The organism is Pseudarthrobacter xylosi (assembly GCF_055412765.1).
The window spans coordinates 631,814-654,982 of record NZ_JBVAYT010000002.1; the positions used below are offsets into that span (position 1 = coordinate 631,814).

The 23,169-nt window shown below is 65.9% G+C and carries 22 protein-coding genes; 13 read left to right on the forward strand and 9 right to left on the reverse strand.

Annotated elements, in window-relative coordinates:
- Nucleotides 1-5: 5 nt before the first annotated feature.
- The 5 genes from ACZY1F_RS06920 to ACZY1F_RS06940 form a co-directional block, all read right to left on the reverse strand.
- Nucleotides 6-695 carry a hypothetical protein gene (locus ACZY1F_RS06920; RefSeq protein ID WP_463941018.1) on the reverse strand — a complete coding sequence of 230 codons (690 nt, stop codon included), beginning with the start codon at nucleotides 693-695 and terminating at the stop codon, nucleotides 6-8.
- Between the two features lie 62 nt (nucleotides 696-757).
- Nucleotides 758-2,224 (reverse strand): sodium/solute symporter, encoded by a 1,467-nt coding sequence (locus tag ACZY1F_RS06925; protein ID WP_463941019.1) that lies wholly within the window; start codon nucleotides 2,222-2,224, stop codon nucleotides 758-760.
- Nucleotides 2,225-2,231: 7 nt separating this feature from the next.
- Complete coding sequence (locus ACZY1F_RS06930; protein ID WP_463941020.1) at nucleotides 2,232-2,582, reverse strand: DUF485 domain-containing protein; 351 nt, start codon at nucleotides 2,580-2,582, stop codon at nucleotides 2,232-2,234.
- Nucleotides 2,579-3,301, reverse strand: coding sequence for a LytR/AlgR family response regulator transcription factor (locus ACZY1F_RS06935; RefSeq protein ID WP_463941021.1), 723 nt, complete (start codon nucleotides 3,299-3,301; stop codon nucleotides 2,579-2,581). Before ACZY1F_RS06935 ends, ACZY1F_RS06930 begins: the two co-directional genes overlap by 4 nt.
- Before the next feature lie 74 nt (nucleotides 3,302-3,375).
- Nucleotides 3,376-4,566, reverse strand: a complete 1,191-nt coding sequence (locus ACZY1F_RS06940) for a sensor histidine kinase (protein WP_463941022.1) — start codon at nucleotides 4,564-4,566, stop codon at nucleotides 3,376-3,378.
- Nucleotides 4,567-4,744: 178 nt separating this feature from the next.
- On the opposite strand from ACZY1F_RS06940, the gene ACZY1F_RS06945 reads away from it, so the two are divergent.
- On the forward strand, nucleotides 4,745-5,125 hold the full coding sequence (locus tag ACZY1F_RS06945; protein ID WP_463941023.1) for a DUF485 domain-containing protein: 381 nt from the start codon (nucleotides 4,745-4,747) through the stop codon (nucleotides 5,123-5,125).
- Nucleotides 5,122-6,738: a monocarboxylic acid transporter gene (locus ACZY1F_RS06950; RefSeq protein ID WP_463941024.1), complete on the forward strand. Its 1,617-nt coding sequence runs from the start codon at nucleotides 5,122-5,124 to the stop codon at nucleotides 6,736-6,738. Before ACZY1F_RS06945 ends, ACZY1F_RS06950 begins: the two co-directional genes overlap by 4 nt.
- Before the next feature lie 100 nt (nucleotides 6,739-6,838).
- Here ACZY1F_RS06950 and ACZY1F_RS06955 read toward each other — a convergent pair whose 3' ends face one another.
- Together ACZY1F_RS06955 and ACZY1F_RS06960 are read right to left on the reverse strand one after the other, a co-directional pair.
- Nucleotides 6,839-7,510 carry a hypothetical protein gene (locus tag ACZY1F_RS06955; RefSeq protein ID WP_463941025.1) on the reverse strand — a complete coding sequence of 224 codons (672 nt, stop codon included), beginning with the start codon at nucleotides 7,508-7,510 and terminating at the stop codon, nucleotides 6,839-6,841.
- A 139-nt stretch (nucleotides 7,511-7,649) separates the two neighbouring features.
- The gene (locus tag ACZY1F_RS06960) at nucleotides 7,650-8,123 is read right to left on the reverse strand and encodes an Lrp/AsnC family transcriptional regulator (protein ID WP_463941026.1); all 474 of its coding nucleotides are present in this window, start codon (nucleotides 8,121-8,123) and stop codon (nucleotides 7,650-7,652) included.
- Between the two features lie 195 nt (nucleotides 8,124-8,318).
- On the opposite strand from ACZY1F_RS06960, the gene pdhA reads away from it, so the two are divergent.
- Genes pdhA through ACZY1F_RS06975 form a run of 3 tightly spaced genes read left to right on the forward strand, consistent with a single transcriptional unit; the run spans nucleotide 8,319 to nucleotide 11,853 of the window.
- A complete protein-coding gene (pdhA, locus tag ACZY1F_RS06965; RefSeq protein WP_463941027.1) occupies nucleotides 8,319-9,428 on the forward strand; it encodes a pyruvate dehydrogenase (acetyl-transferring) E1 component subunit alpha in 1,110 nt (369 codons plus the stop codon).
- On the forward strand, nucleotides 9,428-10,438 hold the full coding sequence (locus ACZY1F_RS06970; protein ID WP_463941028.1) for an alpha-ketoacid dehydrogenase subunit beta: 1,011 nt from the start codon (nucleotides 9,428-9,430) through the stop codon (nucleotides 10,436-10,438). Before pdhA ends, ACZY1F_RS06970 begins: the two co-directional genes overlap by 1 nt.
- On the forward strand, nucleotides 10,435-11,853 hold the full coding sequence (locus tag ACZY1F_RS06975; RefSeq protein WP_463941029.1) for a dihydrolipoamide acetyltransferase family protein: 1,419 nt from the start codon (nucleotides 10,435-10,437) through the stop codon (nucleotides 11,851-11,853). The genes ACZY1F_RS06970 and ACZY1F_RS06975 overlap by 4 nt, the downstream gene beginning before the upstream one ends.
- 63 nt (nucleotides 11,854-11,916) lie before the next feature.
- Here the strand turns inward: ACZY1F_RS06975 and ACZY1F_RS06980 are convergent, their stop codons facing one another.
- A complete protein-coding gene (locus ACZY1F_RS06980; RefSeq protein ID WP_463941142.1) occupies nucleotides 11,917-12,564 on the reverse strand; it encodes an SACE_7040 family transcriptional regulator in 648 nt (215 codons plus the stop codon).
- Nucleotides 12,565-12,772: 208 nt separating this feature from the next.
- Here ACZY1F_RS06980 and ACZY1F_RS06985 point away from each other — a divergent pair, with 208 nt between their 5' ends.
- From ACZY1F_RS06985 to ACZY1F_RS07015, 7 genes are all read left to right on the forward strand, one after another.
- Nucleotides 12,773-14,380 (forward strand): carboxyl transferase domain-containing protein, encoded by a 1,608-nt coding sequence (locus tag ACZY1F_RS06985; protein ID WP_463941030.1) that lies wholly within the window; start codon nucleotides 12,773-12,775, stop codon nucleotides 14,378-14,380.
- A gap of 7 nt (nucleotides 14,381-14,387) precedes the next feature.
- The gene (locus tag ACZY1F_RS06990; protein ID WP_463941031.1) at nucleotides 14,388-16,604 is read left to right on the forward strand and encodes an acetyl/propionyl/methylcrotonyl-CoA carboxylase subunit alpha; all 2,217 of its coding nucleotides are present in this window, start codon (nucleotides 14,388-14,390) and stop codon (nucleotides 16,602-16,604) included.
- Nucleotides 16,605-16,606: 2 nt separating this feature from the next.
- The gene (locus ACZY1F_RS06995) at nucleotides 16,607-17,770 is read left to right on the forward strand and encodes an acyl-CoA dehydrogenase family protein (protein ID WP_463941032.1); all 1,164 of its coding nucleotides are present in this window, start codon (nucleotides 16,607-16,609) and stop codon (nucleotides 17,768-17,770) included.
- Nucleotides 17,771-17,855: 85 nt separating this feature from the next.
- Entirely contained in the window at nucleotides 17,856-18,665 is an 810-nt protein-coding gene (locus tag ACZY1F_RS07000) for a CoA transferase subunit A (protein ID WP_463941033.1), read from the forward strand.
- A gap of 2 nt (nucleotides 18,666-18,667) precedes the next feature.
- On the forward strand, nucleotides 18,668-19,435 hold the full coding sequence (locus ACZY1F_RS07005; RefSeq protein ID WP_463941034.1) for a CoA transferase subunit B: 768 nt from the start codon (nucleotides 18,668-18,670) through the stop codon (nucleotides 19,433-19,435).
- Complete coding sequence (locus ACZY1F_RS07010; protein WP_463941035.1) at nucleotides 19,432-20,037, forward strand: MaoC family dehydratase; 606 nt, start codon at nucleotides 19,432-19,434, stop codon at nucleotides 20,035-20,037. Before ACZY1F_RS07005 ends, ACZY1F_RS07010 begins: the two co-directional genes overlap by 4 nt.
- The gene (locus ACZY1F_RS07015; protein ID WP_463941036.1) at nucleotides 20,034-20,873 is read left to right on the forward strand and encodes an HpcH/HpaI aldolase/citrate lyase family protein; all 840 of its coding nucleotides are present in this window, start codon (nucleotides 20,034-20,036) and stop codon (nucleotides 20,871-20,873) included. Before ACZY1F_RS07010 ends, ACZY1F_RS07015 begins: the two co-directional genes overlap by 4 nt.
- A gap of 28 nt (nucleotides 20,874-20,901) precedes the next feature.
- On the opposite strand, the gene ACZY1F_RS07020 is transcribed toward ACZY1F_RS07015, so the two are convergent.
- On the reverse strand, nucleotides 20,902-22,368 hold the full coding sequence (locus tag ACZY1F_RS07020) for a lipase maturation factor family protein (RefSeq protein ID WP_463941037.1): 1,467 nt from the start codon (nucleotides 22,366-22,368) through the stop codon (nucleotides 20,902-20,904).
- A 46-nt stretch (nucleotides 22,369-22,414) separates the two neighbouring features.
- On the opposite strand from ACZY1F_RS07020, the gene ACZY1F_RS07025 reads away from it, so the two are divergent.
- Complete coding sequence (locus tag ACZY1F_RS07025; protein WP_463941038.1) at nucleotides 22,415-23,161, forward strand: TSUP family transporter; 747 nt, start codon at nucleotides 22,415-22,417, stop codon at nucleotides 23,159-23,161.
- Nucleotides 23,162-23,169: the final 8 nt, after the last annotated feature.

A 23,169-nucleotide genomic window follows, 5' to 3' on the forward strand; every position in this document is an offset into this window, starting at 1 on the left:
AGGTTCTAGGGACTTTCCCGGGGTGTGGGACACACAGGCGTGAATTGGCGCCAAACTGCCATGTACGTCCTGTAGCCGTAGACGGACGAACCGGTGAAAAAAGCCAGTCCGAACACTGCCCCTACGGCGGCCGCAGCAGCGAGGCCGGTCCCGAATAACGATGTCAGCAGCCCTGCCATGATGGCGATGAGCGCCGAGTTCGCTGTGCTGATGAAGGTCATGCTGCTTCCCGCCACATGGCTCCGCGGGTTGCGGTTCCCCAGGAAGTCGTACGTCTGGACGGAACCTGCCATGTCGTCGTGCACGGAGGCCATGAAGTAACGGGCGATGCCTGGGTCAAGGTCAACGTAGGCCGCCCGCAGTCGGTTCATCGCGAGCACATACATCAGGTCCTCGTACGCAACGTTGAAAACCCGGACCTGCGTGAGGCAGCCGATGACCACGTCCACAAAGAGCACCACTCCGGCCAGGACCAGGAACATGTCCGTGAACCTGGTGGCCTGGCCCACCAGCGCAAGGCTCACCAGGCTGGCAGAAGTGAACATCAGGAACATGCTGATGCGGGTCAGTACTTCCCCTTGTGTGGTGCTACGGGATGCAAGCAGGCTCCAGTGCTCGGTGGCGAGCAACTGCGCCCGGACCGACGACGGGACCCCGCCCGCCTCGTTGGGGATGCTTCCCTCCTGCATGGACATGCCGTCATTGTCCTCCCTCCAGCCGCCGGGCGCGAGAGCCCGGACCGCACGTGCGGGCAGGATCAGCGTTCGGTGGCCAACGGCCGCTCCGGCGTGTGAAGCCGGGTCATGACCCGCGCCATGGTCCGCGGAATCCGATGTTTTGTCGCCCGGGAGACAAGCACTGTCACGGCGAAGGCGGTGGGGACCGTCCACGCCGCCGGCTGGGCCAGCCAGAACGGCGTGCCGGCGGCGCCCAGGACGGTTCCCCACACCATGGCGCCACCGCAGAGGATGCCGCCGGTCATCATGCCGGCGATGGCGCCGGCATCGGTGAGCCCGCGCCACCAGATGCCCAGCAGGAGCACCGGGCATACGGTGGAGGCGGTAAACGCGAACACCAGGCCCACGCTGCCGGCCAGCGCCAGGGAATCAGTCGTCACGGCAAATCCCAGCGGAACCACGGCGGAGACGACGGCGGCGAGCCGGAATCCCCGCACGCCGCCGCCCAGCACGTCCTGGCTGATCACGCCCGCCAGGGAGACCACCAGGCCGGAGGTGGTGGACAGGAAGGCGGCAAACGCTCCGGCCACCACCAATGCGGAGAGCAGGTCGCCGGCGGTTCCACCGATCAGCTGCCCCGGCAGCAGGAGAACCACGGCGTCCGGCTGCCCTGACCGGGCGAGTTCGGGCGCGAACATCCGCCCCATCAGCCCGTAGGCGGTGGGAAACAGGTAGAACACCGAGAGCAGCCCGAGCACGATCAGGGTGGTCCGGCGGGCCGAATGTCCGTCCGGGTTCGTGTAGAAGCGGACCAGGACGTGGGGGAGCCCCAGCGTGCCGAACAGCAGCGCCACCAGCAGCGAGATGTTCTGGTAGGGCCCGGCCGGGGCCAGCCCGGTGGGATTCACTACGGCGGGGGCCACGGCGGCTGTCCCGTCACCGGCGAGTGTAAACACGATGAACAGGACGGGCACGGCAAGGGCGGTGAGCTTCAGCCAGAACTGGAAGGCCTGCACAAAGGTAATGGAGCGCATGCCGCCGGCCACAACGGTCAGGCACACCACAACCACCACGGCCGCGGAACCCACCCAGGCCGGCAGCCCCGTGGCGATCCGGATGGTCAGGGCCGCACCATGGAGCTGCGGCACGATGTAGAGCCAGCCCACCACAACCACCACCACACTGGTCACACGGCGGACTGCGCGCGAATCCAGCCTGGCCTCGGTGAAGTCCGGGATCGTGTAGGCGCCGGACCGGCGCAGCGGTGCGGCCACGAAGAGCAACAGCATCAGGTAGCCGGCGGTGTAGCCCACCGGAAACCACAGCGCGTCGGTACCGGAAAGCAGGATCAGCCCGGCTACGCCGAGGAAACTCGCCGCGGAGAGGTACTCCCCGCCGATGGCCGAGGCGTTCCACCATGGCCTGACCGTCCGGGAGGCCACATAGAAATCTCCGGTGGTCCGGGAAATCCGCAGCCCATAGAACCCGATGGCGGCTGTTGCCAGCGAAACAATGACAAGAGCTATCACACCCACAGCGGGATTCATCAGGCCGTCACTTGTCCCCGGCCAGGTCGCGGTAGCGGGCCTCGTTCCGTGCGGCGGACCGGATGAAAAGCCAGGCGCTGAGGCCGATGACGGGATAGATGCCGGCACCCAGCAGGATCCAGTCGAACGGGACACCGGCAATCCGGGTTTCGGCAAGGCCCGGGATGGCAGCCAGCAGCAACGGGAACGCAGACAGGATCAGCAGGAACCCGATGGCCACCACCAGGGCCAGCCGTAACTGGGAACGGATCAGGGAGCGAACGAAGACCTGTCCCACGTCTGAATCCTCGGCCGCCTCGCGGGACTCCCCGGCGGGCCGGGGCGCAGAGCGCGGGGCGGTAACGCGGACCCGGGTCATGCCTGCGGCCGGATACGGGTGGCTTCCAGCTTTACCCTGACCAGGGGAAGATGGCGGCGGCTGATGGGAAGACCGGCGCCGGCCACCGAGACGCTGGGCTTGTCCGCCGCCAGCTTCATGGACTGCACATGCTTCAGTGCCACGAGGTAGGACCGGTGCGTCCGGATGAACCCGGCTTCCGCCCACTGCTGCTCAAGGTCTGCCAGTGGCACGCGGATAAGGTAGCTGGCATCCGCGGTGTGCAGCCGGGCGTAGTCGCCCTGCGCCTGGACGTACGTGACGTCGTCGCGCCTGATCATCCTGGTGGTGCCGCCCTGGTCAACGGTGATCATCTCAGGGGCGGCGCCGCCCCCGTCGCGCAGCAACTCGCTGATCCGGCCCACCGACCGGGACAGCCGCTCCGCCCGTACAGGCTTGAGCAGGTAGTCCACGGCGGCGAGTTCGAAGGCTTCCAGGGCACAGTCCTCGTCCGCGGTCACAAACACCACTGCCGGAGGTTTGCTGCTGCGCGTGATGGCGCGTGCCACATCAAGGCCGGACACGGCGGGCATGTGAATATCGAGGAAGACGGCGTCAATCGCTTCGGTGTTCAGGGCCCGCAATGCTTCGGCGCCGGAAGTAGCCCGGTGGATGACCCCGATCCGGTCGTCCTTGCCCAGCAGGTAGGCCAGTTCCTCCACGGCGGGTAGCTCGTCGTCGGCGACGAGGACATTAATCATGGTCCTACATTAGCCGCCGCAGGCGGTTGGGATCAGGCGGTTGGGATCAGTCGGAGGGGATCAGGCTGCGTCGTTCAGGCGTCGTGGCCGGGCTGGGACTTGGGCACGCGCATGGTGATCAACGTGCCCTCGCCCGGCGCCGTCTCGATCACCAGGCCGTGCTGGTCCCCATAGACCTGCCGGAGCCGGGCGTCCACGTTGCGCAGCCCCACGTGGTCGCCGTCGTGGTGCCCGGCCAGCATCGACTGGAGCTCGGCAGGGTCCATCCCCACGCCGTCGTCCTCGATTGTCACTTCCGCGTAGGCGCCCGAATCGTTGGCGGTGATGGTGATGTGGCCCGCCCCTTCTTTGGCCTCCAGGCCGTGCCTGACGGCGTTCTCCACGAGCGGCTGCAGGCTCAGGAACGGGATGACGGTGCTCAGGACTTCGGGCGCAATCCGAAGGCTGACCTGGACGCGCTCACCGAATCGGGCACGCTCCAGCAGCAGGTACCGGTCAATGCAGCGCAGTTCCTCCGCCAGAGTGGTGAAGTCTCCGTGGCGCCGGAACGAGTACCGCGTGAAATCGGCGAACTCAACCACGAGTTCGCGCGCCCGCTCCGGATCCGTGTTGATGAACGAGGCGATGGCGTTCAGTGAGTTGTAGATGAAATGCGGACTGATCTGGGCACGCAGAGCCCGCACTTCGGCTTCCATCAGCAGCGTCCGGGACGCGTCCAGCTCAGCGAGCTCCACCTGGACGGCCACCCAGTCCGCCACTTCGCTGGTGGCCCGGACAAGGCCTGCGCCCGCCGACGGGGCAAACGCCGCCACGACGCCCACCACCCGTGACCCGGCCCGGACCGGAGCGATGACGGCCCCGAGGTTTCCGGAGGCAAAGCCCGCACCGAGGTCCCGCGCCTGGAGTACCGCGGTCCGGCCGCCGAGCAGGACGTCGGCGGCGAGGTCCATCAACAGGGGCTTCAGTTCCTCGGCGGCACCGTCCCAGGCGAGCACGCCGGCCGTATCGGTGATGGCCAGCGCATCACAGCCCAGCAAGGTCCTTAGCTGCCGGCTCGCTTTGGCGGCGCCTGCCGGATTGAGGCCCGTACGCAGGTGCTGCCCGGCACTCGATGCCGCGTGGAGGGTTTTGTACGTGGCCCGCTCGGCGTCGGTGCCCAACTCACGGAAGGACCGGAGCAGCTTGATGCCAGCGCCGACGACGACGGCGATCGCCAGGGTGATTACCGCAACGGCGGCGGCGGTCAGGAGGGGGGAGTCCGGCATGGTGCCCAGCGTAGCGCCGGGTGCCGTTAGTCGCAGCATCGTAACCGTTGAGCGACCGTTCCGGCCATGGCTCTGGAATGGACGCCTACCGCAGCGCAGAGTGATTGCAGTCACAGTGTCCGTATCCTGCCTGCAGGACCCGGCCGGTGTGGCCATCAACTCTCAATGAGGAGGAACGATGGGTAACGATGCCCACAGTCCGGACGCAGCCGCGTCCGTGGACTTCGAACAGGTCCAGTCGACAGCGCGGTTCCAGGAACTGCGCAAACGTCACCGCAGCTTTGTGTTCCCCATGGCCGTGGCATTCCTGCTGTGGTACTTCGCGTATGTCCTGCTGGCTGACTACGCCGTCGAGTTTATGTCCACCAAAGTGTGGGGCAACATCAACATCGGCCTGATCCTGGGCCTGCTGCAGTTCGTCTCCACATTCGCCATCACAGGCTGGTACGTCAGCTACTCCAACCGGAAGCTGGACCCCATCGCGGCCGAGATCCGCCACGAAATCGAAGGCCATGAGTTTGATAAGGACGGCAAGCCCGTGACTGGAGTGACCAAATGATCGGGATTGCCACGGCCGTAGACGTTGCGGACCTGAAAGAAACCACGCTGCTCAACATGGGCATCTTCGGCCTGTTTGTCGCCGTCACCATGGTGATTGTGCTGCGGGCCAGCCGGAACAACAAGACCGCCGCGGACTACTACGCGGCCGGCCGATCGTTCACCGGTTCCCAGAACGGAACGGCCATTGCCGGCGATTACCTGTCTGCCGCGTCGTTCCTGGGGATCACCGGTGCCATCGCCATCAACGGCTATGACGGCTTTATGTACTCCATCGGGTTCCTGGTGGCCTGGCTGGTGGCGCTCCTGCTGGTGGCCGAACTCCTCCGGAACACGGGAAAGTTCACCATGGCCGATGTCCTGTCCTTCCGCCTCAAGCAGCGCCCGGTCCGCATCGCGGCGGCCATCTCCACCCTCGCCGTCTGCTTCTTCTACCTGCTCGCGCAGATGGCCGGAGCCGGCAGCCTCATCTCCCTGCTCCTTGGTATCAGCGACTGGGGCGGACAGGCCCTGGTGATCATCGTCGTCGGCGCCCTGATGATCACGTACGTGCTGATCGGCGGCATGAAGGGCACCACGTGGGTCCAGATCATCAAGGCAATTCTGCTGATCGCCGGCGCGGCCGTGATGACTTTCTGGGTCCTGGCAATTTACGGCTTCAACCTCTCCAGCCTGCTCGGTGCAGCCGTGGAGACTTCCGGCAACCCGGCGGTTCTGAACCCCGGCCTGCAGTACGGCAAGACCGGGACCTCCAAACTGGACTTTATGTCCCTTGGGCTGGCACTGGTCCTGGGTACCGCTGCCCTGCCGCACGTCCTGATGCGCTTCTACACCGTGCCCACCGCCAAGGAAGCCCGCAAGTCCGTGGTGTGGTCCATCTGGCTGATCGGCCTGTTCTACCTGTTCACCCTGGTACTGGGTTACGGCGCCGCAGCCCTCGTGGGTGCCGAAACCATCAAGTCGGCTCCGGGTGGCGTTAATTCCGCGGCCCCGCTGCTCGCCTTCCACCTCGGCGGGCCCCTGCTGCTGGGCTTCATCTCCGCAGTTGCATTCGCCACCATCCTTGCGGTGGTGGCGGGGCTGACCATTACAGCCGCAGCGTCCTTCGCCCACGACATCTACGCCAGCGTCATCTCCAAGGGCAAGGCCGACGCCGACACCGAGGTCAAGGTGGCGCGGCGTACGGTGGTGGTCATCGGCGTCATGGCCATCCTGGGCGGCATCTTCGCCAACGGCCAGAACGTCGCCTTCCTGGTGGCCCTGGCCTTCGCCGTGGCGGCGTCGGCCAATCTGCCCACCATTGTCTACTCCCTGTTCTGGAAGCGCTTCACCACTCAGGGCGCGGTCTGGAGCATGTACGGCGGCCTGGGCTCGGCCATCATCCTGATCATCTTCTCGCCGGTTGTTTCCGGCGGGGCTACCTCCATGATCAAGGACGCCAACTTCGCGCTGTTCCCGCTGAGCAACCCGGGCATTGTGTCCATCCCGCTGGCGTTCCTGCTGGGCTGGCTCGGTACGGTCCTGGACAAGAAGCGTGAAGACACCGCCAAGCAGGCGGAAATGGAAGTACGGTCCCTGACCGGTGTGGGTGCGGAGAAGGCCATGGACCACTGACGCGCTGAGGCCGATCCTGCTGCCGATCGTCGCAGCTGATCGTGGCAACGAAAAGAGCCCCCGCACCTGCGGGGGCTCTTTTCGGTCTTGGTCCCCGGTCCTAGGCCTGGGGCTTGAGTTTGATGTTGATCATTTTCAGCTCGTCGGCGCCTTCGAAGCGGTAGGCGAGGTCGATCTTCTTGTCGCCGTCGCAGGTGATGAGGCCGGCCACATCGGCCGCCTTCGTGCCGTTCTCGGTGCTGGCCTTCACCTCGTTGTAGGCCGGCTTGCAGGTGTTGTCCATTTTCAGCGTCTTGATGCCGGCGATGAATTCTTCCTTGGTCAGCTGTTCGTGGAGGGCGGGGTCAAGATAGTCGTCGTAGGCCTTGGAACTGTCGCCAGCAATCACCAGCTTCGTGAAGCCGTCAGCCAGGCCCCGTGCATGGTTGGTGGCTCCGTTGACAACGGTGACCAGGATGAGCATACCGACGACCGCCAGCAGCAGGACGCCGCCCACAATGCCGAGGATGGTCCACAGCCTCCGGCGGTTTCGCGCCGGGGGTTCCTGTCCGGGCAGGCCGAACGGCCCCTCTGACGAGTACTGGCCAGGTGCCCCGTACTGTGCGGGGGGCCCGAACTGCGACGGGGGACCGTATTGCCCCGGCGCACAATGTGGCGGGTTACCGGGCAGTGGTGGGGCGCCATGCTGTCCGGGGTTGCCGGGCTGCCCTGCTGGTTGTGCGGGCCAGGCCGCCGGCTGGACCGGCTGGTACGGTTCCTGAGGATTGCTCACGATGGAGCCTTTCCGGCAACGCACTGGCACTGCCTTATTGTTGGGAGCCGCTGAACGGCACCCATGGATTCACCTTGGAACAGCCTATAACCCACCCCGCCGGGGCTGGGTATCGGAGTAATAATAAGGGCTGCCGGCCCTAGGCGTCTCCGGATCCCCGCTCAAGCAGCGGCTGGATGCGGAAGGGGATGAGTTCGCCCATGGCGAGTGCGGTGTCCGTCCGTTCCACTCCATCGCACGCCAGGATTTTCCCGTTGATCCGGAAGAGGTCCTCGGCGTCCAGTGCCACCACGCGGAGCAGGAGGTCAGCGGAGCCGGTGAGGCCGTAGCCTTCCAGGATTTCCGGTATGCCGGCGAGGTCATGGGCCAGCTGCCCCAGTTTCTGCTGCTGGACATGGACGGAAATGAACGCCATCAGCGGATAGCCCAGTGACACCGGGTTGATCCGCCGTTCGAAGGACAGGAAGACGTGCTTCTTCTCCAGCTGGGCCATGCGCGCCTGCACGGTGTTCCGGGAGAGCCCCAGCTTCTGGGCCAACGCCACCACCGTCCGCCGGGGGTCGCGGGCCAGGGCCGAGAGCAGCCGCGTGTCTGTGCCATCCAAAGCTTGCATAATGCGCAACGTTAGCACGATGGGGACCGCCCAGACAGGGCATTATGCGCAGTATCCGGCGCGGTGGTTGTACCCATTGAGCATTGTGAGTAGGGTCACAAATATCCGGGGCAACGGCGCCCGGGCGGCCGGCGGCGGGCGGGACCACAAGTCCCCAGGCTCCGGTCAAACGACGTGAGAAGGTTGCGTGCCATCGTGTCTACAGACAGGAACCTGATCCAGCTCATTACCCCGGCAGGGGAGCGGATCAGCCACCCGGAGTTCGATCCCTGGGTAAAGGACATCGGGGATGAGCAGTTATGTTCCCTTTACGAGGACCTCACGGTGATCCGGCGGATCGATGTTGAAGCCACCGCCCTCCAGCGTCAGGGCGAGCTCGGTCTGTGGCCCCCGCTCTTGGGGCAGGAGGCGGCGCAGGTCGGTTCCGGCAGGGCCCTGCGCGAGGACGACTTTGTGTTCTCCAGCTACCGGGAAAACGGTGTGGCGTACTGCCGCGGCGTGGACCTGACGGACATCACCCGGGTATGGCGTGGCACGGCCTCCTCAGGCTGGGATCCGTACACCGTGAATATGGCCACCCCGCAGATCATTATCGGCGCGCAGACGCTGCATGCCACCGGTTACGCCATGGGCATCCAGAACGACGGCGCGGACTCGGTGGCGGTGACGTACTTCGGCGACGGTGCCACCAGCGAAGGCGACGTCAACGAGGCCATGGTCTTTGCCGCCAGCTTCCAGGCGCCCGTGGTCTTCTTCTGCTCCAACAACCACTGGGCCATTTCGGAGCCTGTGCGCTTGCAGTCCCACATCCAGATCGCGGACCGGGCCATTGGTTTCGGCATTCCGAGCCTCCGGGTGGACGGCAATGATGTCCTGGCCGTTATGGCAGCCACCCGCGTGGCATTGGACCGTGCCCGGCATGGCGGCGGACCCACGTTCATCGAAGCCGTCACGTACCGCATGGGACCGCACACCACTGCCGATGATCCCACCCGCTACCGTGACGCCAACGAGCTGGAGGACTGGGCCGCGAAGGACCCCATCCAGCGCGTCAAGGCCCTGCTGGAACGCAAGGGCCTGCTCACGGATCAGGTCCAGCAGCACGTTCACAACAAGGCAGAGGCCGTGGCCCGCGACATCCGGTCGGGCTGCATCGGCATGCCGGATCCGGAGCCGATGGACATCTTCAAGCATGTCTACAGCGAGCCCAACTCGTGGCTTGACCGGCAGCAGGACCACTACGCCCGTTACCTGGCTTCCTTCGGCGATCCCGCGGGAGCCACCTCACAAGAAGGTGCACGCTGATGACCCAGATGACCTTTGCCCGTGCCATCAATTCCGGCCTGCGCAAATCCCTCGAAAATGATCCGAAAGTCATCCTCATGGGCGAGGACATCGGCACTCTCGGCGGTGTTTTCCGGGTGACCGACGGCCTCCAGAAGGATTTCGGCACCCACCGTGTGGTGGATACGCCGCTGGCCGAGTCGGCCATCATGGGCACCGCCGTCGGCCTCGCGTACCGCGGCTACCGCCCGGTGGTGGAGATCCAGTTCGACGGCTTCATCTATCCTGCCTTCGACCAGATCGTGAGCCAGGTGGCGAAGCTGCACTACCGCACGCAGGGGGCCGTGAAGATGCCCATCACCATCCGGGTCCCGTTCGGGGGCGGCATCGGCTCGCCCGAGCATCACTCCGAATCGCCCGAGGCGTACTTCACACATACATCGGGGCTTCGCGTGGTCAGTGTCTCCAACCCGCAGGACGCCTACACGGTGATCCAGCAGGCCATCCTGTCCGATGACCCGGTGCTGTACTTCGAACCCAAGCGCCGCTACCACGACAAGGGTGAAGTGGATGAGGGCATCGATCCGCGCACCGCGCTGCCGATGGACACCGCCCGCGTTGTCACCGAGGGCACTGACGTGACGCTCGTGGCTTACGGCCCGTTGGTGAAGACGGCCCGCGACGCAGCAACCGCCGCCGCCGACGAAGGCATCTCCATCGAGGTCATCGACCTGCGCTCGCTGGCACCCGTGGATTACGCCACCGTTGAAGCGTCCGTCCGGAAGACGGGCAGGTTGGTAGTCACCCATGAAGCCGGCCAGTCCGGTGGCCCGGGCGCCGAGGTTGCAGCCAGCATCACGGAGCGGTGCTTCCATCACCTCGAAGCCGCCCCCGTCCGGATCACCGGGTTCGATATTCCCTACCCGTACTCCAAACTCGAAATGCACCACCTGCCTGGCCTGGACAGGATCCTCGACGGCGTGGACCGCGCTCTCGGACGCCCGAACTCCCTCAGCGGGCTGGAAGGATGAGCGCCACCATGATCAAGGAATTCAGGCTCCCGGACCTCGGCGAAGGCCTCACGGAATCCGAAATCCTCAGCTGGAAAGTGGCCGTGGGGGACACCGTGACCCTGAACCAGGTCATTGCCGAGGTGGAAACCGCAAAAGCCGTAGTGGAGCTGCCCTCACCTTTCGCGGGCGTGATCGCTGCGCTCCATGAAGAACCCGGAACAATCGTGGAGGTCGGCAAGCCGATCGTCTCCTTCGAAGTAGCGGACGACGGCGGCGCCCCACCTTCAGGGGTTGCGCCCGCTGGGGTTGCGCCCGCGGGGGCGGCCACTGCTGTGGCGGGCGCCGCAAAACGCGAGCCGAACCTGGTGGGGTACGGCGCCGTCGTCGAAAGCTCAGGCCGGCCCGCCCGCCGGGCCCGCACCTTCACAACCCCGGTGTTTGAGCCTGTACGTGGTTCGATGGTTGAGCCCGTCGAAACCCTGCCGCTCGAAACCCTGCCGGTCGAAACCAATCCCGCCGACACCTCCGAGCGGCCACGGTCCACGCCGCCGGTCCGGAAACTGGCCAAGGACCTCGGCGTCGAACTGAACGCGGTGGCGGGCACCGGAGCCGGCGGACTCATCACGCGGGAGGACGTCCAGAATTTTGTTGGCGGCGGGCGGTCGGCGCCGGTGCGCCACCTATCCGCAGTTTCGGATACGCCGTCCCGCGCGGGACTGGCGGCACAGGGCGGCCGGGAAGTACGCACTCCCATCAAGGGCGTCCGCAAGTTTACGGCGGCCGCGATGGTGGCGAGTGCGTTCACGGCTCCCCATGCGACGGAATTCCTCACGGTGGACGTCACGCCCACCATGGACCTGCTGGCCAAGCTGAAAACGAGCCGGGCCTTTTCCGGCTACAAGCTCACGCCGCTGACGTTGGTGGCCAAGGCGGTGCTGATCGCGCTGCGGCGGAACCCGTCGCTGAACTCGCGGTGGGAGGAGGCAAGCCAGGAGATCGTGCAGTTCAACTACGTGAACCTGGGCATCGCCGCAGCGACACCCCGGGGGCTCACCGTGCCGAACATCAAGGACGCGGATACCCTGTCGCTGCTGGAACTCTCGGAAGCCCTGACCGGGCTGACCGAGACGGCGCGGGCCGGCAAGACCGCCCCGGCCGACCTGTCCGGTGGCACCATCTCGATCACGAACATCGGGGTCTTCGGCATCGACGCGGGCACGCCCATCCTGAACCCCGGTGAGGCCGCCATCCTGGCCATGGGGGCCGTGCGGAAGATGCCGTGGGAATTCCAGGATGAGGTGGCGCTGCGTCAGGTCATGACGCTGAGCCTGTCCTTTGACCACCGCCTGGTGGACGGGGAGCAGGGCTCTCGGTTCCTTGCCGATATTGGTGCCATCCTGGCTGAACCCGGCATGGTGCTCACCATGGTCTAACACCTGAGTTTTGTCCAGGTACAGCGACTGGGAGGCGGCATACTTCGCTGTATCTGGACAAAACTACTGGGGGGCGGTCTCGGGAACGTCCACCGTCAGTGCTGCCAGCGCCATACTCTCGAGAAGCGGCCGGGCCGTTTTATGCGCGATCTTGCGGCCGTGGTTCCGTACCGAGTGCGGCGTGGAGTTGATCAGACCGAATGTGGCGTGGGCCCGCATCCGCAGTTCGACGGCGTCGGTGCCCGGATGCAGCAGAGCCAGGACCTCCACCCAAATCTCCACGTAGTTCCGCTGCAGCGCACGGACCTCGGACTGGTCCTTCTGGCTGAGGTTGCTGAAATCCCGGTCCTGCACGCGGATCACGTCCGGCTTTCCCAGTGCGAACTCCACCTGGAACCCCACCAGCCTGCGGAGCGCTGCGAGGGGGTCCGTGGTCTCGGCAATAACGCGCCGGCCGCCGTCAAGCAGATCACGGCTGACGGTGAGCAGCAGGTCCCCCAACACAGCCTGCTTGCCCTGGAAGTGGCGATAGACGGCCGGGCCGCTGACGCCTGCCGCGGCGCCCAGGTCTTCCAGCGACACTTTGTTGAATCCGTTCACGGCGAAGAGTGAAGCAGCGGCAGCCAGCAACGCTTGGCGTCGGATCTCCTTCGCCTGGCTCCGTGGGGTACCGGGAACGGGCAGCGTTGCTGAATCCGGCTGGGCTGCCATGGCCGGTGTGGACGGCTTGACCGGTCGGGTGGTGGGCACGCTTTTCCTCCTAGGACCAGCAAATTCTAGCAACGTCCTGTTGTGTTGGACATCACAGTTAATAAAGACTAACCTGATTTCCAGTTATAAAGCATTAACCGAGCACGGCTTTTGCAGCTCTCGCCGGAGCCTTGGTGGCTTTCACGAAGATAATGAACGGACGCAGTCGATGGAGACCCTCGCCAGCCGGCTTGATGCCGCAAGTGAAGTGTTTGCTGCAAACAATGCTGCGCAGCTCGCGCTAGCCGCCGAACTCAGGGCCAGGCTGGCTGACGCCGCGTTGGGTGGGCCGGAGAAGTCGCGGGAGCGACATGTGGGCCGCGGGAAGCTGCTGCCCCGCGAACGCATCGACCGGCTGCTCGATGACGGCAGCCCGTTCTTGGAGATCGCTCCGCTAGCGGCCAACGGTATGTACAACAATGAGTCGCCGGGTGCCGGGGTCATTGCCGGGATCGGCCTGGTGCACGGCCGCCAGGTGCTGGTGATCTCCAACGACGCCACCGTTAAGGGCGGCACCTACTACCCGATGACGGTGAAAAAGCACCTCCGCGCCCAGGAGATCGCCCTGGAGAACCGGCTGCCCTGCATCTACCTGGTGGATTCGGGCGGGGCGTTCCTTCCGAAGCAGGACGAGGTGTTCCCGGACAAGGAGCACTTCGGCCGGATCTTTTTCAACCAGGCGAAGATGTCTGCCGCGAAGATCCCCCAGATCGCCTCCGTCATGGGCTCCTGCACCGCCGGCGGCGCTTACGTGCCGGCCATGAGCGACGAGACAGTCATCGTCCGGAACCAGGGCACCATCTTCCTGGGTGGTCCGCCGCTGGTGAAAGCCGCCATCGGTGAAATCGTGACCGCGGAGGAGCTCGGCGGCGGCGACGTGCACTCGAGGATCTCGGGGGTCACGGACCATCTCGCCGAGAACGACGAACACGCCCTGCAGATCGTCCGCGACATCGTGGCCACCCTGCCGAGGCCGGCCGCCCCCGCGTGGGATGTGGACACCGCCGTCGAACCCGTTGCGGACCCCGCCGAGCTGTATGGGGCAGTGCCCACGGACGTCAACGCGCAGTACGACGTGCACGAAGTCATTGCCAGGCTGGTGGACGGCAGCCGGTTCCACGAGTTCAAGAAGGAGTACGGCACCACCCTGGTCACGGGGTTCGCCAGGCTGCACGGGCACCCGGTGGGGATCGTGGCCAACAACGGAGTGCTCTTCAGCGAGTCCTCGCTCAAGGGCGCGCACTTCATCGAACTCTGCGACCAGCGCGGTATTCCGCTGGTCTTCCTGCAGAACATTTCCGGGTTCATGGTGGGCAAGGACTCGGAACAGGGCGGTATCGCCAAGAACGGCGCCAAGATGGTCACCGCGGTGGCCACCGCCCGGGTGCCCAAGCTGACAGTGGTGATCGGCGGGTCCTTCGGCGCGGGCAACTACTCCATGTGCGGGCGGGCCTACTCGCCGCGCTTCCTGTGGATGTGGCCGGCGTCCCGTATCTCCGTGATGGGCGGGAACCAGGCTTCCGGCGTCCTGGCCACCGTCAAGCGTGACCAGTTCGAAGCGGCCGGCCAGGAATGGTCCGCAGAGGATGAGGAAGCTTTCAAGGCCCCGATCAAACAGCAGTATGAGGACCAGGGCAGCCCGTACTATTCCACCGCCCGCCTTTGGGACGACGGCGTGATCGACCCCGCCGATACCCGCACCGTCCTGGGACTGGCGCTCGACGTCGTCTCCCGCACCCCGCTGCCGGAGACCTCCTTCGGTCTTTTCCGGATGTGAGCCAGCGATGACCGTTTCCTTGCCCGCCGTTCCGTCAACAACCCGGCACAAGCCGCTGTTCAACACCGTGCTTGTCGCCAACCGCGGCGAGATCGCCTGCCGCGTCATCCGCACCCTGCGTGCCTTGGGCATCCGTTCCGTTGCCGTCTACAGCGACGCCGACGCCGGGGCGCGGCACGTGCGCGAGGCTGACACGGCCGTGCGGATCGGCCCTGCCGCTGCCGCAGAGAGCTACCTGAAGATCGAGGCCATCCTCCAGGCCTGCCGCGACACCGGCGCGGAGGCCGTCCACCCCGGCTACGGTTTCCTCAGCGAGAACGTCGATTTTGCCCGCGCCCTCGAAGCGGCCGGCATCACCTTCATCGGCCCGGGCGTCGAGTCCCTGAACGTTATGGGTGACAAGATCCGGTCGAAGAACCACGTGGCAGGCTACGGGGTTCCGGTGGTGCCGGGCATCGCCGAGCCGGGCATGACGGACGCGCAGCTGATCGAGGCCGCGGACGCCGTCGGATTCCCGCTGCTCATCAAACCTTCGGCGGGCGGCGGCGGCAAGGGCATGCACATCGTGGAACGCCACGAGGACCTCGAAGCCACGCTGGCCACCGCCCGCCGCGTCGCGGCCAGCGCCTTCGGCGATGACACCCTCTTCCTGGAACGGCTGGTCCGCACCCCGCGGCACATCGAGGTCCAGATCCTGGCCGACAACCACGGCAACGTCATCCACCTGGGGGAGCGCGAGTGCTCGCTGCAGCGCCGCCACCAGAAAGTCATTGAGGAAGCGCCGTCGCCGTTGCTTGAGGCATTGAACGACGGCGGCGCCACCCGGGCGCGGATCGGCGAGGCCGCCTGCAACGCCGCGCGCAGCGTCCACTACAGCGGCGCGGGAACTGTGGAGTTCCTGGTCTCCGACGAGGCCCCGGACGAGTTCTTCTTTATGGAGATGAACACGCGCCTCCAGGTGGAGCACCCGGTTACGGAAATGGTCACCGGCGTGGACCTGGTCGAATGGCAGGTCCGCATCGCCGCCGGTGAGGAACTGACCGTCCGCCAGGCCGACGTCGAACTGAACGGGCACGCCGTCGAAGCCCGCGTCTACGCGGAAATCCCGGAGCGGAACTTCATGCCGTCCACCGGGACCGTGCTCCTGCTGGACGAAATGCCGGATCACTCAGCCGGCAGGATCCGCGTGGACTCGGCCCTGCTGGAGGGACTGGAGATCTCCTCCAGCTACGATCCCATGATTTCCAAGGTCATCGCGTGGGGCGCGGACCGCACCGTTGCCCTGGACACCTTGGACGCGGCGCTCGCCGGGTATACCGCACTTGGCATCGACACGAATGTTGAGTACCTGCGGCTGCTGATCAATGACCCCGACGTCCGCGCCGGGCGTCTCGACACCGGCCTGATCGAGCGCAGGATGCCGGACTTAGCCTTCCGGCGGACTGACGACGCCGAACTGGTCGCGGCCGCCCTGTACGCCGTCGTGAGCGGCGAACAGGACAGTACAGTGACGCCCTCCGGTCCGTGGCAGGCAAGCAACGGCTGGCGGATCGGAGCGCCGGCGCCCCGCCGGATCAGCCTGGGAACGCCCGACGGCGGTATCGCAACAGTAAGTCTCACAGGCCGAGTGGCCGCCGGCCCGGTCCAGGTCCGCGTCGGCGAGGGGCCATGGCGGACGGCTTCGCTGCGGCTGCCGGGCCGCGGGAGCCTGGTCCTTACCCTCGACGGCGAAACCACGGAGTACTTGCTGGCGGACGCGGGACCGGTCAACCTCACGCCGGGCAACCCCGCCCCCGGAGTTCCCGCGGAACTGTTCCTCGGCAACGGCGGCTGGGCTTGCCGGCTGGAGATGCTGACACGGGAGTCGCGGCTCGTCCGGGTGCTCGCCGCCGTCGAGCGCGAGGAAGGCACCGCGGACCCGGAGGTGCGCTCGCCCATGCCGGGCACGGTGGTTTCCGTTGCCGTGGGCAACGGCGACACCGTGGAAACCGGCCAGGTCCTCCTCTCCGTGGAAGCCATGAAGATGGAACACCAGCTCGTGGCGGAGGTGGCAGGCACGGTCCACATCAGCATCAAGGCCGGTCAGCCGGTCAAGGCGGACCAGGTTCTGGCCACCATCCACCCTTCACCCACCGATTCAGACGCGGATTCACCCGCGGATTCACTTCAGGATTCCAACAGGGATTCCAACACCGATTCCAACACCACAGGCAAGGGAGCCTAGCCATGACGGATTTTGAACTCAGCGAGGAATACCAGGACCTCAGCGACACCGTCCGCGACTTCGCGGACAACGTGGTGGCCCCGGTGTCCGCCAAGCACGATGAGGAACACAGCTTCCCCTACGAAATCGTGAAGCAGATGGCAGACATGGGCCTCTTCGGGCTGCCGTTCCCGGAGGAATACGGCGGGATGGGCGGTGACTACTTTGCGCTCGCGCTCGCCCTCGAACAGCTGGGCAGGGTAGACCAGTCCGTGGCCATCACGCTGGAAGCCGGCGTCTCCCTCGGTGCGATGCCCGTCTACCGGTTCGGCACCGAAGCCCAGAAGCAGGAGTGGCTGCCGGTGCTCGCCTCGGGCGAGGCGCTCGCCGGCTTTGGGCTCACCGAACCGGAAGCAGGCTCGGACGCCGGCGGGACCAAAACCCACGCCCATCGCGAGAACGGCGAGTGGGTGATCAACGGAAACAAGGAATTCATCACCAACTCCGGCACGGACATCACCCGCCTGGTCACGGTCACCGCCGTGACGGGTCAGAAGGAGCGCAAGGACGGGAGCTTGAAGAAGGAGATCTCCACCATCCTGGTGCCCACCACCACTCCGGGTTTCAGGGCGGAGAAGGCGTATAACAAGGTGGGCTGGAACGCCTCGGACACGCATCCGCTGACGCTGAAGGACGTCCGGGTGCCGGAGGCGAACCTGCTCGGCGAGGAAGGCAGGGGCTACGCGAACTTCCTCTCCATCCTGGACGAGGGCCGGATTGCCATCGCCGCGCTGGCCACGGGGGCGGCGCAGGGCTGTGTTGATCTGTCGGTGAAATATGCCAAGGAACGCAGTGCGTTTGGCCACCACATCGGCAAGTACCAGGCCATCTCGTTCAAGATCGCCCGCATGCAGGCCCGGGCCCATACGGCCCGTCTGGCCTACTACGACGCCGCGTCGAGGATGCTGGCGGGGAAGCCGTTCAAGACGCAGGCCGCCATCGCTAAGATGGTCGCAGGCGAGGCGGCCATGGACAACGCGCGGGATGCCACCCAGGTATTCGGCGGCTATGGCTTCATCAACGAATTCACCGTGGCACGCCATTACCGCGACTCCAAGATCCTTGAAGTGGGGGAGGGCACCACGGAGGTCCAGCTGATGCTGATCGCCCGCGAACTCGGACTGTAACAAGCCCGCTGGTCGGGAATGCCACGCGGTGGTCGAGTCTGCTGCGCGGTGGTCGAGCCTGTCGAGTCCCTTGAAAGGACCAACGATGATCAACAAGGTTGTTGCCAGCGCCGAGGAAGCCATTGCGGACATTCCCGACGGCGCGTCGCTCGCGGTGGGAGGGTTCGGCCTCTGCGGAATCCCGGTAGCGCTGATCGATGCCCTGCATCGGCACGGTACCAGGGACCTCGAAACCGTGAGCAACAACTGCGGCGTGGACGACTGGGGTCTGGGCGTCCTGCTCCGCGACGGCAGGATCCGGCGGACCGTCAGTTCCTATGTCGGTGAGAACAAGGAGTTCGCGCGCCAGTACCTGTCCGGTGAACTTGAGGTGGTGCTGACCCCGCAGGGAACGCTTGCGGAGAAGCTGCGAGCCGGCGGCGCCGGGATCCCCGCGTTCTACACCAAGGCGGGGGTCGGCACGCAGGTGTCCGACGGCGGCCTGCCGCAGAAGTACGACGCCGACGGCGGCATCGCCATTGCCTCCGCCGCCAAGGAAGTGCGGACGTTCAACAACGTGGACTACGTCCTGGAGGAATCCCTGACACCGGACTTCGGGCTGGTCCACGCCTGGAAAGGCGACCGTCACGGCAACCTGGTCTTCCATGCCACGGCCATGAACTTCAACCCGCTCTGCGCCATGGCTGGGAAAATCACCATCGCCGAGGTGGAGGAGCTTGTGGAACCGGGGGAACTGGACCCGGAGCACGTCCATACGCCCGGCATTTTTGTCCAGCGGGTGGTGGTTGTGCCCGCCGGGGAGAAGCGGATCGAAAAGCGGACAGTTGCCCTTGCAAAGGCCGCCGCAACCCAGGCCGCCGGAACCCAGAGCGCCACCGAACAGGCAGGAGCGTAGCCATGGAGTCCAGCAGCACGCAGGGAGCCCCTCCCCGCCCCGAAGCCGTCCGGCCGGAATACCGGCGTGCCGCCGTCGGGCATCCGGAAGGCGCCAACCCGGAAGCCAAAGGGTGGACGCGCAACGAACTGGCCGCCCGGGTGGCCCGGGAACTCAGCAACGGGCAGTACGTGAACCTCGGCATCGGCATGCCCACGCTCATTCCCAACTACATCCCGGCAGGCGTGGAGGTGGTGCTGCACTCGGAGAACGGAATACTGGGCGTTGGACCGTACCCCAGCGAGGATGCAGTGGATCCGGACCTCATCAACGCAGGCAAGGAAACCGTCACGGTTAACAAGGGTGCCGCATTCTTCGATTCGGCCTCGTCGTTCGGCATGATCCGCGGTGGGCATGTGGATGTGGCGGTGCTCGGCGCCATGGAAGTGGCGCAGAACGGCGACCTGGCCAACTGGATGATCCCGGGCAAGATGGTCAAAGGCATGGGCGGGGCCATGGACCTGGTCTTCGGCGCCAAGAACGTGATCGTGATGATGGAGCACGTGGACCGCAATGGCAACCCGAAAATCGTGGAGAACTGCTCGCTGCCGCTGACCGGCAAGGCCTGCGTGGACCGGATCATCACCGACCTCGCCGTGATCGACGTCGTCACCGAAGGCGGGCGGTCCCGGCTGGTGCTCCGCGAACTGGCCCCCAACGTCTCCGTGGAGGACGTGGCGGCGGCCACCGGGGCCGAACTGTTCGAAGAAGACCAGGAGCTCACCGTATGAGCGGGGTTCCGATCCCCGATGCCCCCGGCCCAACGGCCAACGCCCCCAGGGTCATAGAACAGCGCGGCCTGTACTTTGACGAGCTCGAAGCAGGCGTTGTCTATGCGCACCGGCCCGGCCGCACCGTGACCGAGGCGGACAACGTCCTGTTCACTACGCTCACCATGAACACCCAAGCCCTGCACCTGGACGCCGCCTGGAGCGCAGGGCAGCCGTACGGCCAGCGGCTGGTCAACTCCATGTTCACGCTGTCCACCTTGGTGGGACAGTCCGTATCGCAGCTCACCCAGGGCACCATCATCGCCCAGCTGGGGCTGACGGACGTCTCTTTCCCGCACCCGCTGTATCACGGCGACACGCTCTACACCGAGACCGTGATCACCGCGAAAAGGCTCTCGGGATCGCGTCCCGGGCAGGGGATCGTGACCATGCAGCACACCGGCAGGAACCAGGACGGGACAGTGGTGGCGCTGGCCACCCGGAGCTGCCTGATGTGGACCCGGGACGCCCATGTGGCGCAGTCTGCCGGACAACAGGTGCCGCCAGCAGGAGCGGAAAAGGGGAGCAATCAGGGCCCCGAAAAGAGGACAATGTCCGTATGACATTTGTGATGGGTCCCGCCCTCCTCTTCTGCCCTGCAGACCGTCCCGAGCGTTTCCCCAAGGCTGCCCAACGCGCGGATGCCGTCATCGTTGACCTCGAGGATGCCGTGGCACCCGCGGACAAGCAGCGGGCGCGCGGCGCGATCCTGGCCCAGTTGGGCGGCGCCGGGGAAGGGCCGGAACTCGATCCCAGCCGCACCATCATCAGGATCAACCCGGCCGGAACCGACGAATTCGAGAAGGACCTGCACTGCCTGGCCCACACGCCGTACCGCACGGTGATGCTGGCAAAGGCGGAGAGCGCGGCCCAGCTCGAAGCCCTGGCGGATTACCACGTCATCGCCCTGTGCGAGACGGCCGCCGGGGTCCTCAACGCGCCCGCCATCGCGGCAGCCCCCAACGTGGTGGCCCTGATGTGGGGCGCGGAGGACCTCCTGGCCTCGCTCAGCGGCACGTCCAGCAGAACGGACGACGGCGGCTACCGCGCCGTGGCCCTGCACGCCCGGTCAGCGGTGCTGCTCGCCGCACGGGCTTTCGGAAAAGAAGCCGTGGACGCTGTGTACGTCAACATCCCGGACCTTGACGGGCTGGCGCTGGAGGCAGCCGATGCCGCAGCGTCAGGATTCGGCTCCAAAGCCTGCATCCACCCCACGCAGGCGGCGGTTGTCAGGGGAGCCTACGCCCCGTCAGAGGCCGACGTCGCCGCCGCCACGGAACTGCTGCGGGTCGCAGCTGCCGCCGGATCCGGCGTGTTCCAGCACGGGGGCAAAATGATCGATGGCCCCATCCTCAAACACGCGGAAGCCACCATCCGCCGGGCCGGCATCCCCTCCTAGGGCTACCGGGCAGGAATCACCTCAGGGACTACGGCTGCCGCCCGCGGGAACCGCGGAGGGACTGCGGCGGGATGACCTCAGAGAGTGGCATCCGGACCCAGCGCTCGCCGTTCTCCCGGAACTCAGCCCGGGTGGCGAACCGGTACAGGTAGCTGCTGACACGCACCCAACGCGGCGGATCGCCGTCGAACGGGTCGGCATGGAGTAGCCGCAGCGTCTGCTGGTCCGCTTCGAGCAGTTTGGTGAGGAAAGTGTAGAACCAAACCTCGTGGACCGTGCGCAACGGCAGGAACCACATCAGCCAATCCAGCCGCAGGTGGTACGGCGCCCACTGCCTCGGCAGCCGGCGCACGTCTCCGGGTTTGCCCTTAAACCCATATTCACGCCAGTCCGCCGAGTCCCCAGGTGCCTCGTCCAGGGTGCCTTCCACCACGATCTCGACTCGGTGCTTCGTTACCGTGCCGAATGCGCCGTACGTGTTGACCAGTTGCCAGCGGTTGAAGCTGGCATTCATCAGCTGCCCCCTTGAAAGGAGGTTGCGCACCGGCCAGTAGCTGAGGACCAACAGCAGGAACGTGGCCACCATGGTGATGGCGAGCCAGTACGGGGGATTGCCGCGGCTGCCTTCCAGGGGATTCCCAGCCAGCGGCAGGAACGGCACTACGGCGTGGGCCGCGGAGTCGCTGACCGCGGCGAAGGCCAGCACAATGGCCATCCAGTTAAGCCATGCGAAGTTACCGCTGGCCACCAGCCACAGTTGCGTGAAGATGATGATGCCGGCCGCGGCGCTTGCCAGGGGCTGGGGTGCAAAGAGGAAGAACGGCACTACCAGCTGGGCGACGTGGTTCCCCAGGACCTCCAGCCGATGGAAGGGTTTTGGCATGAGGTGCGCCTGGCGGCTCACCGGCCCCGGCATGGGCTGCGTTTCATGGTGGTAGAAGAGGGCGGTCAGGTCACGCCACTCCCGGCCGCCGCGGATCTTGATCATCCCGGCGCCGAACTCCAGCCGGAACACGAGCCACGCCAGCAGGATCAGGATGGTGCGGGGAGGCTCCGTCTGGTCCGAGCCAAGGAACGCCACCGTGAACCCTGCCTCCAGCAGCAGCATCTCCCAGCCGAAGCCATAAAACGTCTGCCCCACGTTGACGATCGACATGTACAGCAGCCACAGGGCCAGAAACGCGATCAGCGGAACCCACGGCGGGCCGAGCTGGGGGATGTCGGCCACAAGGAGGGCTGAAATTGCCAGTCCGGTGGCACAGACACCACGTAGCAGCCGGTCCGAATAGCGCCAACGGAACAGGGTGGGCCGTCGGCGCGCGCTGGACGCTTCCAGATAGTCCGGAACCGGTAACAGGCCGCGTTCGCCCAGCAGCGCAGGGAACTGGTTCAGGGAGGACAGGAACGCAACAAAGAACAGTGCCGCCACACCTCGCTGCAGCACCTGCCGGGCGAATCCGTACTCCGGCGCATCGAACCAGGAAACCCAGTCCACGCAATCCACGTTACGCCCGGCGACGCAGTCCGCCCACTAGGATCGGATGGTGTTTGCACTCGTGCTCATTGTCGTGGTTGCAGGGGCACTGGCCCAGCGGCTGGCCGGCCTCGGATTCGGCCTCCTCGTCTCTCCCGTCCTGGTGGTGCTGCTCGGCCCATTCGACGGCGTCATGATCATCAACCTATGCGGCGCAGCCTCGTCCCTGCTGATCCTTTCCAGGGTCTGGCGGCATGTGGACTGGAAGCGCTACTTTGGCCTGGCGCTCGCCGCCCTCGCAGGGGTACTGCCGGGCGCCTGGCTCGCCAGCAACGTGGCCGAAGCCCCGCTGGAGATCTGCATCGGCATCCTCCTCATCGTCGCCCTGCTGGCTTCGCAGCGGCTGACCCGCAGCTCATGGCGTGCCAGTGGCCCCGTCCCCATGGTCTCCCTCGGCTTCACCAGCGGACTGATGAACGCGGCTGCAGGCGTCGGCGGACCGGCCATCACTGCCTACGCCATCGCCACCCGCTGGGAGCAGAAGAGCTTCAGCGCCACACTCCAGCCCTATTTCGTCACCACCGGACTCTCATCGCTGGTGAGCAAATACATACTCTCCGGTGGACATGTTCCCGGCCTGGACGGGTGGCAATGGCTCAGCATCCTGGCCGCCATGGTGACCGGAATCATCGCGGGCGATCTGCTCTCCGGCAAGGTCAAACCGGCCGCTGTCCGCCGGATCGTTGTGGCCATCGCCTACATTGGAGCCGTGTCCACGCTGGCCAAGGGTTTCATCGAGCTGGCAGCGGCCTGACCTGAAGC

Excerpts from the sequence above, each read along its gene's own strand:
- ACZY1F_RS06985 (WP_463941030.1), top strand. The coding sequence starts at position 12,773 with ATGGAGACCCTCGCCAGCCGGCTTGATGCCGCAAGTGAAGTGTTTGCT.
- ACZY1F_RS06935 (WP_463941021.1), bottom strand. The coding sequence starts at position 3,301 with ATGATTAATGTCCTCGTCGCCGACGACGAGCTACCCGCCGTGGAGGAA.
- ACZY1F_RS06920 (WP_463941018.1), bottom strand. The coding sequence starts at position 695 with ATGTCCATGCAGGAGGGAAGCATCCCCAACGAGGCGGGCGGGGTCCCG.
- ACZY1F_RS07000 (WP_463941033.1), top strand. The coding sequence starts at position 17,856 with ATGATCAACAAGGTTGTTGCCAGCGCCGAGGAAGCCATTGCGGACATT.
- ACZY1F_RS07005 (WP_463941034.1), top strand. The coding sequence starts at position 18,668 with ATGGAGTCCAGCAGCACGCAGGGAGCCCCTCCCCGCCCCGAAGCCGTC.
- ACZY1F_RS06940 (WP_463941022.1), bottom strand. The coding sequence starts at position 4,566 with ATGCCGGACTCCCCCCTCCTGACCGCCGCCGCCGTTGCGGTAATCACC.
- ACZY1F_RS06950 (WP_463941024.1), top strand. The coding sequence starts at position 5,122 with ATGATCGGGATTGCCACGGCCGTAGACGTTGCGGACCTGAAAGAAACC.
- ACZY1F_RS06995 (WP_463941032.1), top strand. The coding sequence starts at position 16,607 with ATGACGGATTTTGAACTCAGCGAGGAATACCAGGACCTCAGCGACACC.
- ACZY1F_RS06975 (WP_463941029.1), top strand. The coding sequence starts at position 10,435 with ATGAGCGCCACCATGATCAAGGAATTCAGGCTCCCGGACCTCGGCGAA.
- ACZY1F_RS06990 (WP_463941031.1), top strand. The coding sequence starts at position 14,388 with ATGACCGTTTCCTTGCCCGCCGTTCCGTCAACAACCCGGCACAAGCCG.
- ACZY1F_RS06925 (WP_463941019.1), bottom strand. The coding sequence starts at position 2,224 with ATGAATCCCGCTGTGGGTGTGATAGCTCTTGTCATTGTTTCGCTGGCA.
- ACZY1F_RS06960 (WP_463941026.1), bottom strand. The coding sequence starts at position 8,123 with ATGCAAGCTTTGGATGGCACAGACACGCGGCTGCTCTCGGCCCTGGCC.
- ACZY1F_RS06980 (WP_463941142.1), bottom strand. The coding sequence starts at position 12,564 with ATGGCAGCCCAGCCGGATTCAGCAACGCTGCCCGTTCCCGGTACCCCA.
- ACZY1F_RS06970 (WP_463941028.1), top strand. The coding sequence starts at position 9,428 with ATGACCCAGATGACCTTTGCCCGTGCCATCAATTCCGGCCTGCGCAAA.
- ACZY1F_RS07010 (WP_463941035.1), top strand. The coding sequence starts at position 19,432 with ATGAGCGGGGTTCCGATCCCCGATGCCCCCGGCCCAACGGCCAACGCC.
- ACZY1F_RS07015 (WP_463941036.1), top strand. The coding sequence starts at position 20,034 with ATGACATTTGTGATGGGTCCCGCCCTCCTCTTCTGCCCTGCAGACCGT.
- ACZY1F_RS06930 (WP_463941020.1), bottom strand. The coding sequence starts at position 2,582 with ATGACCCGGGTCCGCGTTACCGCCCCGCGCTCTGCGCCCCGGCCCGCC.
- ACZY1F_RS07025 (WP_463941038.1), top strand. The coding sequence starts at position 22,415 with ATGGTGTTTGCACTCGTGCTCATTGTCGTGGTTGCAGGGGCACTGGCC.
- ACZY1F_RS06945 (WP_463941023.1), top strand. The coding sequence starts at position 4,745 with ATGGGTAACGATGCCCACAGTCCGGACGCAGCCGCGTCCGTGGACTTC.